Below are 10,844 nucleotides of genomic sequence, written 5' to 3'. Positions count from 1 at the left end.
GCGGCGCTTCTGTTCCGCGGCGCTTCTGTTCCGCGGCGCTTCTGTTCCGCGGCGCTTCTGTTCCGCGGCGCTTCTGTTCCGCGGCGCTTCTGTTCCGCGGCGCTTCTGTTCCGCGGCGGATTGGTTTGCCGACAGCTCCTGGGAAGCGCCGAAAGTTGAATCGGGCCTTGCGAGAGAATCCATATAAAAATATTATCATATTTTGTGTGAAAAGGCAAATCTAATACGCGATCTTGTCCGGCTTATCGATCCAGGCCTGGAACACGTCGTCGGCCTCGCTGAGCGCCATGCGGTGCATCGGAATCTTCCGTTCGCCCGGCGGCTTCGGCATCTCGTCGTAGAGGAAGGCGTCGTCGAAACCGGCTTTCGCCGCGTCGGCGCGGTCGGACGCGAACACGATGCGCTCGACCTTCGCCCAATAGGCGGCGGCCAGGCACATCGGGCAGGGCTCGCAGCTGGTGTAGAGCACGGCGCCGGGGGCGAGATGGAAGGTGTTCTCCGCGGCGCAGGCATTGCGGATCGCCACCACCTCGGCATGCGCGGTCGGGTCGTTGTCCTGCGTCACGCGGTTCTGGCCTTCGGCGACGATGCGGCCGTCGCGCACCACCACGGCGCCGAACGGGCCGTCGGTCGGCTTGGTCAGGCAATCGGCCGCCAGCGCGACGGCGCGCTGGAGGAAGGCGCGGTCGTCGCTCGCGCTCACGCCGCCTGCTTCTTGCGCTCTTCCATCAGGGCGACGAAGCGCTGGAACAGGTAGTGGCTATCCTGGGGCCCGGGCGAGGCTTCCGGGTGGTACTGCACGCAGAAGACCGGGCGGTTCTTCAGGCGGAAGCCTTCGTTGGAGCCGTCGAACAGCGACACATGCGTCACCTCGGCATCCTTCGGCAGGGTCTCGGGGATGACGACGAAGCCGTGGTTCTGGCTGGTGATCTCCACCTTGCCGGTCTGCAGGTCCTTGACCGGGTGGTTGGCGCCGCGATGGCCGCGATCCATCTTCCGGGTCTTGGCGCCCAGCGCCAGCGCCGCCATCTGGTGGCCGAGGCAGATGCCGAACATCGGCAGCCCGCTATCCATCAGCTTGGTGATGGTGGGGACGGCATACTCGCCGGTCGCCGCCGGATCGCCTGGGCCGTTGGAGAGGAAGATGCCGTCGGGATTGCGGCGCATCACGTCCTCGGCCGTCGCCGTTGCCGGCAGCACGGTGACGCGGCAGCCGGCGGAGGCGAGCGAGCGCAGGATGTTCCGCTTGATGCCGAAATCGAGCGCGACGACATGGAAGCGCGGGTCGGTCAGCCGGCCATAGCCCTTGCCGAACTGCCAGCGTGTCTCCTCCCAGTCATAGGCCTGCAGGCAGGAGACGTCCTTGGCGAGGTCCATGCCTTCCAGGCCGGGCCAGGCCTTGGCCTCGCGCTCGATCCTGGCGAAGTCGAACTTGCCCGACGGCTCGTGCGCGACGACGCCGTTCGGCGCGCCGAGATCGCGGATGCGGCGCGTCAGCCGGCGCGTGTCGACGCCGGCGATGCCGATCAGGTTGCGGTTCTTCAGCCAGGCGTCGAGATGGGCGGTGGCGCGATAATTGGCCGGGTCGGTGATGTCGGCGGCCAGCACCAGGCCGCGGGCGGCCGGGCCCGTCGTCTCGATGTCCTCCGGATTGGTCCCGACATTGCCGATATGCGGGAAGGTGAAGGTGATGATCTGCCCGGCATAGGAGGGATCGGTCAGGATCTCCTGATAGCCGGTCATCGAGGTGTTGAAGCAGATCTCGCCGATAGCCTGTCCGGTGGCGCCGATGCCGCGGCCATAGAACCGCGTGCCATCGGCGAGCACCACGACCGCACTCGTGCCTGGGGGCGGCGCCAGCGGCGCCGTTTCCTTCGATGTCATGCGTTCACCCGGGATTTAGGCCGGAACCTAGGGGCATCGGGCCGCTCTTACAAGCCGGCAGGGACGCAAAGCCGCTCTGCGGCCGGGCCGCCCGGCTCAGAAATCGACCAGGGAGCGGAACTCGGCGCGCTGCTCGAACACGTCGAGGAACTCGGCGCCGAAGCGGGCGCGGTACCAGGCCTCGAACCGGACCAGCGCGTCGGCGGCCGAAGGCGGCTCGCCCTCCCCCTCCGGTGGCCGAGCGAGATCCTCAAGGGCGGCCGCGACGGGTTCGAGCGCCGCGCGCACCTCCAGCTCGGTCGGGTCGAGCTCGGCGCCCGGCACCAGCCAGCCGATATGGCGCATGGCGGCATCGAGCCGGGCCTCAACGGCGGCTTCCCGCTCGCCCTCGGCCGGCGCCGCCATGGCACCGATGAGGCGGAGACGGCGGAAGGCGAAGGCGCGGGCGCGTTCGAGCTCGGCGATGCGGAGGTCGATATCGCGCTTGAAGCTTGCCTCGGCCTGCTCCGCCGCATTGGCGGCGGATTCGAGGCCGGCGATCAGCGCGGCGAGGCGGTCGGTCGGTGCGGTCATCCGGCCAGCAGGCCCTAACCCGCCAGAAGAAAGGGATTGGCGGCGGCGCGCTGCCAGCCGGCTTCCGACACTTTGAGGTCGAGGCCGAGGGTGGCGAGATCGTCGGCGAAGGGATCGATCTCCGCATCCTTCTCGCCGGTGAGGATCTTCACATAGCCCTTGCACGCATCGCAGGTCTCGGCCCGGGCCGGACTCTCCACACCTTCCAGGCCGTGATAGGCGAGTCCTTCGACGCTGCCGCAATCGGCGCATTTGGCGCGGATGTAGCGCCAGTCCGCTTCGCAGAGCGCGCAGTGCAGATAGCGCGTGCGCTCGGGCAGGCCGCGCAGATCGATCAGGCTGCAGAGCGGGGCGGAGCCGCAGACCGGGCAGAGCCGGTCCGGCTGCATGGCGACGAGGCGCGATGCGTCGAGCGCACCGGCACGCCAGATCCAGTAGACCTGCAGCGCGGCGCCGACGAACAGCGCCGGCGCCAGCTCATGTGCCGCCAGCCGCTCGCCGAGCACGCGATCGGCGAAGGCCTCGCGATCGGGCCGCGACATCGCCGCCACTTCGTCCAGCGCCGTCCGCGCGGCTTCCGGCATCGCGCCGCCGCGCAGGCCTGCGAGGATGCGGTCGAGCGCGACCTGCCATTCGGCGCCGCGGCGGTGATCGCTGCGGCCGAAGACCGGCATGCCGTGGTCATGCAGCCGGCCGAGCGCGGCCGCGTCGACCGACGGCGGCGCCGGCAAGGCGGCGAGCGCCACGCCTTGCGCCGTCGCGATCTGCCCGAGGAATCGGAGAAAATCGCCCATCGGCGATGCCTCGGCGAGCTTGGCGAAGCGTGCGGCGCGGCGGGCATGCAGGCGCGCGCGGTCAGGCAGGCGCAGGAACACCTCCGGCGCGACAGGCACCTTGGTCGGATCGGAAACGACGCTGCCTTTGACGGTCATGCGAACACACCCAACCGCATTACGACGTCGTGCCCGGGCTCGACCCGGGCACCCACGGCTTACCGCCGCACTGACCGCTGGCGTGGATGGCCGGGTCAAGCCCGGCCATGACGGTCCCTGTCGCACATGGAGAAGATTCTACCGCTTCTGCACCACTTCGCGCAGCCATTTGCGGTGGTGGCGCCAGGCCCAGCCGCCGGTGACCGAGCCGCGGGTCATGGCGCGCACCGTGCCCTTGACCCAGATCGCGGCATAGACGTGCACGATCCAGACCAGGATGGTGATGACGGCGGCGAAGGCGTGCACTACCGCCGCGAGCCGCTTCTGGCCGATGGTGAAGTATGCGTGGAAATAGGTGTCCCACAGCACGATGCCGCTGAGGAACAGCACCGCGATCAGCAAGGTCATGGCCCAGAAGACCAGCTTCTGCCCGGCATTGTAGCGGCCGATCTCCGGCAGTTTCTCCTCGCGCGCGTTGATCACGTCGCCGGACTGCTTCATCCACTGCGTGTCGTCGCGGTTCCACAGGTTGTAGGCCCAGAAGCGGATGAACAGGCCGGCGAAGCCGAAGAACAGCACGACGCCGATCCAGGGATGGATGATGCGCGTCGACTGCCCGCCGCCGAACAGATGGGTGAGGAAGAACAGCGACGGGTGGAACAGCGCGAGCCCGCTCAAGGCCATCAGGACTAGCGAGCCCGCGGTGATCCAGTGGTTGATACGGGCGCCGGTCGTGTAACGGCCGACCGTTCCGCCATTGCGACGCTCCATCCCCGTCTCCCTCGCCACGTTACCGGTGCCGGGCCTCAGCGGTTGATCTGGTCCGCCCGCTCGTCGTCTTCCTCGGTGACCTCGTTCGGACCCTTCACGATGTAGTGGAAGAAGCCGACCACCGCCGCGAGGCCGATGCCGGCCAGCGCCAGCGGCTTGGTGCCGCCCTTCCAGAGCTCGACCAGGCGGCTGATGCGCGGCTCGTTCGGCAGGCCGGCATAGAGCTCGGGCTGATCTGCGTGATGCAGCACGTACATCACATGGGTGCCGCCGACGCCTTTCGGGTCATACAGGCCGGCATTCGCGTAGCCGCGCTCCTTCAGGTCGACGATGCGCTCCTCGGCATGGGCGATCATGTCGTCCTTGGAGCCGAAATAGATCGCCTGGGTCGGGCAGGCCTTGGCGCAGGCCGGCGCCTGGCCGACCGCGACGCGATCGGAGCACAAGGTGCACTTATAGGCTTTGTTGTCGGCCTGCGAGATGCGCGGGATGTTGAACGGGCAGCCCTTCACGCAATAGCCGCAGCCGATGCAGTTCTCCGACACGAAGTCGACGATGCCGTTCTGGTACTGGACAATGGCACCGGGCGCCGGACAGGCCTTGAGGCAGCCCGGATCCTCGCAATGCATGCAGCCGTCCTTGCGGATCAGCCATTCGAGGTTGCCCTTGTTGTCGAACTCGGTGAACCGCATCAGGGTCCAGGTCGCCGGCGAGAGATCGGCCGGGTTGTCGTAAACGCCGGTGTTGTAACCGACCTCCTCGCGCAGGTCGTTCCACTCCAGGCAGGCCGCCTGGCAGGCCTTGCAGCCGATGCATTTGGAGACATCGATCAGCTTCGCCACCTCGATGGCGTTGCCGCGCACATGCGGCGGCGGCTCGGTGGTGGCCGACCGGCGCTTGATGTCGAGGGATTGCAGCGTTGCCATGGCTTGCCCTCCCTCAGACCGACGGGGCGCCAGCCGGCGCCGTCGTCTTTTCCACGTTGACCAGGAACGCCTTGTATTCCGGCGTGTTCACGTTGGCGTCGCCGACGAAGGGCGTCAGCGTGTTGGTGGCATGGCCCTTTCGCGCGGTGCCGACGAAGCCGTAATGGATCGGGATGCCGACCACATGCGTCGGCTTGCCGTGGATGGTCAGCGTCGGCAGGCGCTTGGTGACCACCGCCTTGCACTTGATCGCGCCGCGGGCGGAGCTGATGCGGACCCAATCGCCCGGGCCGATCCCCTTCTCCTTGGCCAGCGCCTCCGGCAACTCGGCGAACAGCTCGGGCTGCAGGATCGCGTTGATCAGATGCGTCTTGGTCCAGTAGTGGAAATGCTCGGTCAGACGGTAGGTGGTGGCGACATAGGGGAACTTGTCCGCTTTGCCGAATTCCTTCCAGTCCTCCTTGAACACGCGCGCCACCGGATTGCTCGCCACCTTCTCGTGCAGAGAGTTGGCGACCGGCGATTCGAACGGCTCGTAATGTTCCGGGAACGGCCCGTCGCGCATCAGGCCGCGGGTGAACAGCCGCGACACGCCTTCCGGGTTCATGATGAAGGGGCCGACCGAGGCCTCGGGCTTCACCGTCGGCCCGTAATCCGGCACGTCGGGCCCAGTCCAGCGTGAGCCGTTCCAGGCGATGTACTTCTTGCGGGTGCTCCACGGCTTGCCAGATGCGTCGGCCGAGGCGCGGTTGTAGAGAATGCGCCGGTTGGCCGGCCAGACGAAGCCCCAGTTCTGATAGACGCCGAGCCCGGTCGGGTCGTCGGTCGACCGGCGCATGGTCATGTTGCCGGCCTCGGTGTAGCAGCCGGTATAGATCCAACAGCCCGATGTCGTCGTGCCGTCGGCGCGCAGCGCGCCGAAGCCCGGCACCAGGGTGCCGGCCCGCATCAGCACCTTGTTCGGATCCTGCGGGTCCTTCACGTCCTCCAGCACGTAACCGTTCAGCTCGCGCAGCACCTCGTCGGCCGAGGGTGCTTCGGGACGCGCATAGTTCCAGCTCAGGTTGACGATCGGATCGGGGAAGGCGCCGCCTTCCTTGGCGTAGAGCGCACGCAGCCGGGTGTGGATGCCGGCCATGATTTCGAGATCGCTGCGCGATTCGCCGGCGCCGTTTGCCGCCTTCCAGTGCCACTGGATGTTGCGGCCGGAATTGGTGAAGGTGCCCTCTTCCTCCGCCACCGTGCAGGCCGGCAGCTGGATGACCTCGGTCTGCACCTTGGCCGAATCGATCTCGTTGAACTCGCCGTGGTTCTCCCAGAACCTGGCTGTTTCGGTCTCCAGCGGATCGATGACGACGAGCCATTTCAGCTTGGCGAGGCCTTGCAGCGCCTTGCCCTTGTGCGCGCTGGCCATCAGCACGTTGAGGCCCTGCGCGATGCAGCCGTTGAGCTTGCCCTCATACATCGTGTCGACGATCTTCAGCACGTCGTAGGGCGTGTCCCATTTCGGCAGGTAGTCGTAGGCCCAGTCGTTCTCCTTGGTCGCCGCCTGGCCGAACATCGCCTTCTGGAAGCTGACGAAGAACTTCTCGTAGTTCTGCCAGAAGCTAGTCTGGCCGGGCCGGAGCGGCTTGAAGCGCCGCGTCTTCATATGGTCGGCATAGGTGGCTTCCGCCTGCGACGGCAAAGCGAGATAGCCCGGCAGCGCCGTGGTGAGCAGGCCGAGATCGGTGATGCCCTGCACATTGGCGTGGCCGCGCAGCGCGTTCACGCCGCCGCCGGGCACGCCCATATTGCCGAGCAGCAATTGCAGCATCGCCATGCAGCGGATGTTCTGCGCGCCGTGGCTGTGCTGGGTCCAGCCCAGAGCATAAAGCGAGGTCATCGACCGTTCGCCGTTGCCCGTGCTGGCCACGTGCTCGCAGATCTTCAGGAACTTGTCCTTCGGCGTGCCGCAGATCTTCTCCACCGTCTCCGGCGTGTAGCGCTCGACATGCGCCTTCAGCAGGTTGAGCACGCAGCGCGGGTTGGCCAGCGTCGGGTCGACCTTGGCGAAGCCGTCCTCGCCGATCTCGTATTCCCACTCGCCGCGCGCGTAGTCGCGCTTCGTCTCGTCGTAGCCGGTGAACAGGCCGTTCTCGAATTTGAAGCCTTCGCGGACGATGAAGGTCGCGTTGGTGAAGGCCTTCACATATTCGGTGTGGATCTTGTCGTTGGTCAGGATGTGGCGCATCACGCCGAGCAGGAAGGCGATGTCGGTGCCCGGGCGGAGCGGCGCGTAGAGATCGGAAACCGCCGCCGAGCGCGTGAAGCGCGGGTCGACGACGATCAGCTTGGCCTTGTTATGCGCCTTGGCTTCGGTGACCCATTTGAAGCCGCAAGGATGCGCCTCGGCGGGATTGCCGCCCATCACCAGAATGACATCCGCGTTCTTGATGTCGTTCCAGTGATTGGTCATCGCGCCGCGGCCGAATGTCGGGGCCAGACTGGCCACCGTCGGTCCGTGTCATATTCGGGCCTGGTTTTCGATGCCGACGATGCCGGTGCCGCGCAGCACCTTGTAGGTGACGAGGCCGGCTTCGTTGCTCTGCGTCGAGGTGGTGAAGGCGGCCGCGGTCGGCCAGCGATTGACGGTGACGCCGTCGTTGTTCTTGGCGACGAAGTTCTTGTCGCGGTCTTCCTTCATCAGCTTGGCGACGCGGTCGAGCGCGAAATCCCAGCTGACGCGCTTGAATTCCTTGGCGCCGGGGGCGCGGTGCATCGGGTGCTTCAGGCGCTGGGCCGAGCGCACGAAGTCCAGGATCGCCGCGCCGCGCGGGCAGAGCGTGCCCCGGTTCACCGGGTGATCCGGATCGCCCTCGATATGCATGATCTCGGCGCGGGCATTCTTGGAGGCATCGCCCAGCGAGTAGACCAGCGTGCCGCAGCTGACCGAGCAGTAGGGACAGGTGCTGCGCGTCTCCGTCGCGCGGGAGAGCTTGAACGGCCTGACCGATGCGGCCAGCGCCTCCCCCGCCCCGAAACCCAAAGCCGACATGGTCGAGGTGGCAAGCGCCGCCCCGCCGAGGCGCATAAAGCCGCGCCGACTGACTTCCAGTTGCATGGCCCGACCCTCCCTGCACCGCATTCTGTGGCGGTGGCAAGTAGAGGTAGAGTACTGCCTTCAAGCCGGGCAGCGCATCAACAAACCGTCATCAACCTCAAATCTATCAAATGATAACTATCGTCTTTTCGCACTGCACAAACAGTGGTGAATCGGCCACAGCGGCGAGCGCGGATTCCATCTGCTAGACTTCAAGCGCGACTGGGGAGAGCGTCCAAGATGATGATGAAACACGCCATCGGGCAGCCGGTGCCGCGCCAGGAGGATCCCGTCCTGGTGCAGGGCCAGGGCCGCTATACCGACGATTTCAACGAGCCGGGCCAGGCCTATGCGGTGATGGTGCGGAGTCGTTACGCACACGGAATTATCCGCGGAATCGATGCCGCTGCCGCCCTGGCGATGCCGGGCGTTCTGGCCGTCTACACCGCCAAGGATCTGACGGAATACGGCCCCATCCTGTCGATCATCCCGTTCAACAACCCGGACGGGAAGCCGATGCCGCAGGTAGGCCGTCCCGCCCTGGCGGCCGACAAGGTTCGTTACGTCGGCGATCCCGTCGCGGTTGTCGTGGCCGAGACCAGGGCGCAGGCGCGCGACGCCGCCGAGGCGGTGGAGGTCGATATCGACCCCTTGCCTTCCGCGACCGATGCCAAGGCGGCTCTGGCCCCCGGCGCGGCCGAAATCTGGGACCACGCGCCCGGCAACCAGATCCTGGACTACCATTTCGGCGATGCCGACGGCGTGGCCAAGGCCTTCGCCGCCGCCGCGCATGTGACGCGGCTCTCGATCGTCAACAACCGGGTGGTGATCTCCTCGCTCGAGCCGCGCGGCGCCATCGCGAGCTACGACGCCGCTGCGGCCAAGTGGACCATGCGCATGGGCACCCAGGGCGCCTTCGGCATGCGCGAACAGCTGCGCAAGATCCTGAACACGACGGCGGACAAGATGCGCGTGCTGACCGGCAATGTCGGCGGCTCGTTCGGCATGAAGGGCGCGTCGTTTCCGGAATACCCGCCGCTGCTGCACGCCGCCCGCGCGCTCGGCCGGCCGGTCAAGTGGGTGGACGAGCGGTCGGAGAGCTTCCTCTCCGACCATCACGGCCGCGGCACCGAGAATACGGTCGAGGCCGCCTTCGACAAGGACGGCAAGATCCTGGCGCTGCGCCTGACCGGCTATGCGACGCCTGGCGCCTATCTCGCCAGCGTGGCGCCGATGTCGGGCACGCGCGGCATCATGCAGAACCTGATCGGCGTCTATGCGACGCCGTTGATCGAGGCCTCGATCAAGGTCGCCTATACCAACACCTCGCCGCTCGGCCCCTATCGCGGCGCCGGCCGGCCCGAGGCGAACTACTTCATGGAGCGGCTGATCGAGACCGCGGCGGCCGAGATGAAGAAGGACCCGATCGAGCTCCGCCGCATCAACCACGTCAAGCCGGAGGCGATGCCGCACAAGACGCCGGCGACCACGGTCTACGATTCCGGCGAGTTCACCACGGTGCTGAACAAGGCGCTCGACCTCGCCGACTGGAAAGGCTTCGAGGCCCGCGCCGCCGAATCGAAGCGGCGTGGCAAGCTCAGAGGCCGCGGCATCGGCAACTATCTCGAAGTGACGGCGCCGCCGATGAACGAGATGGGCGGCATCCGCTTCAACGAGGACGGCACCGTCACCATCATCACCGGCACGCTGGACTACGGCCAGGGGCACTGGACGCCATTCGCCCAGGTGCTGTCCGACCGGCTCGGCGTGCCGTTCGACAAGGTGCGTATCCTGCAGGGCGACAGCGACAAGCTGATCGCCGGCGGCGGCACCGGCGGCTCCAAATCCATCATGGCCTCGGGCGCCGCCATCATCGAGGCCAGCGCCAAGGTGGTGGAGGCGGGCAAGCAGATCGCCGCGCAGGTGCTGGAGACCGCGGCCGCCGATATCGAGTTCGGCGCCGGCCGCTTCACCATCGCCGGCACCGATCGCGGCATCGGCATCATGGAGCTGGCCGAGAAGCTGCGCACCGGCTTGAAGCTACCGGAAGGCGTGCCGGCGACGCTCGACGTCGACCACGTGTTCAAGGCCGCGCCGAGCGCGTTTCCGAACGGCTGCCATATCGCCGAGGTCGAGGTCGATCCGGAGACCGGCATCGTCGAGGTGGTGAAGTACTCCATGGTCAACGATTTCGGCACCGTGGTGAACCCGCTGCTGGTCGAAGGCCAGGCGCATGGCGGCGTCGCGCAGGGCATCGGCCAGGCGTTGATGGAGCGCGTGGTCTACGACCCGGAAACCGGCCAGCCGCTCACCGGCTCCTATGTCGACTACGCGCTGCCGCGCGCGGCCGACACGCCGACGGGCTTCGCCGTCGCCTACCACTCGGTGCCGGCCAAGACCAACCCGCTTGGCGCCAAGGGCTGCGGCGAGGCCGGCTGCGCCGGCGCGCTGCCGGCTGTCATGAACGCGCTGGTCGACGCGTTGAAGCCGCTCGGCATCAAGCACATCGACATGCCGGCCACGCCGGAGAAAGTCTGGGCGGCGATTCAGGGCGCGCGCGGATAAGCCTTCGGGTTTCTGGCCGGCGCGGGGGGAGCGGCGTGAAGGACCCGGGCACGGCACCGCAAGCGTAAGAGCGCCTGACTACCCTGTTCGCGGTACAAGCCGTGGCGCGCA

General features: G+C 67.0%; 8 protein-coding genes. 1 reads left to right on the top strand and 7 read right to left on the bottom strand.

Features of this window, described 5'->3' with window-relative positions:
* Positions 1 to 220: 220 nt before the first annotated feature.
* The 7 genes from DT074_RS24175 to fdnG form a co-directional block, all read right to left on the bottom strand.
* Complete coding sequence (locus DT074_RS24175; RefSeq protein WP_119422435.1) at positions 221 to 703, bottom strand: nucleoside deaminase; 483 nt, start codon at positions 701 to 703, stop codon at positions 221 to 223.
* A complete protein-coding gene (gene carA / locus DT074_RS24170) occupies positions 700 to 1,884 on the bottom strand; it encodes a glutamine-hydrolyzing carbamoyl-phosphate synthase small subunit (protein ID WP_119422434.1) in 1,185 nt (394 codons plus the stop codon). Before carA ends, DT074_RS24175 begins: the two co-directional genes overlap by 4 nt.
* 96 nt (positions 1,885 to 1,980) lie before the next feature.
* A complete protein-coding gene (locus DT074_RS24165) occupies positions 1,981 to 2,457 on the bottom strand; it encodes a hypothetical protein (RefSeq protein ID WP_119422433.1) in 477 nt (158 codons plus the stop codon).
* 14 nt (positions 2,458 to 2,471) lie between these two features.
* Positions 2,472 to 3,389: a formate dehydrogenase accessory protein FdhE gene (gene fdhE / locus DT074_RS24160; protein WP_119422432.1), complete on the bottom strand. Its 918-nt coding sequence runs from the start codon at positions 3,387 to 3,389 to the stop codon at positions 2,472 to 2,474.
* A 138-nt stretch (positions 3,390 to 3,527) separates the two neighbouring features.
* On the bottom strand, positions 3,528 to 4,160 hold the full coding sequence (locus DT074_RS24155) for a formate dehydrogenase subunit gamma (protein WP_119422431.1): 633 nt from the start codon (positions 4,158 to 4,160) through the stop codon (positions 3,528 to 3,530).
* 35 nt (positions 4,161 to 4,195) lie between these two features.
* Positions 4,196 to 5,086, bottom strand: coding sequence for a formate dehydrogenase subunit beta (fdxH, locus tag DT074_RS24150; RefSeq protein ID WP_119422430.1), 891 nt, complete (start codon positions 5,084 to 5,086; stop codon positions 4,196 to 4,198).
* 13 nt (positions 5,087 to 5,099) lie between these two features.
* Positions 5,100 to 8,189 (bottom strand): formate dehydrogenase-N subunit alpha, encoded by a 3,090-nt coding sequence (gene fdnG / locus DT074_RS24145; protein WP_119422429.1) that lies wholly within the window; start codon positions 8,187 to 8,189, stop codon positions 5,100 to 5,102.
* Positions 8,190 to 8,408: 219 nt separating this feature from the next.
* Here fdnG and DT074_RS24140 point away from each other — a divergent pair, with 219 nt between their 5' ends.
* A complete protein-coding gene (locus DT074_RS24140) occupies positions 8,409 to 10,733 on the top strand; it encodes a xanthine dehydrogenase family protein molybdopterin-binding subunit (RefSeq protein ID WP_119422428.1) in 2,325 nt (774 codons plus the stop codon).
* The last annotated feature ends 111 nt before the right edge of the window (positions 10,734 to 10,844 follow it).

Source organism: Desertibaculum subflavum (assembly GCA_003576705.1).
GTDB lineage: Bacteria > Pseudomonadota > Alphaproteobacteria > Ferrovibrionales > Ferrovibrionaceae > Desertibaculum > Desertibaculum subflavum.
Note: the sequence above shows the minus strand (reverse complement) of the source record. Positions and strands in the feature narration are given on the sequence as shown.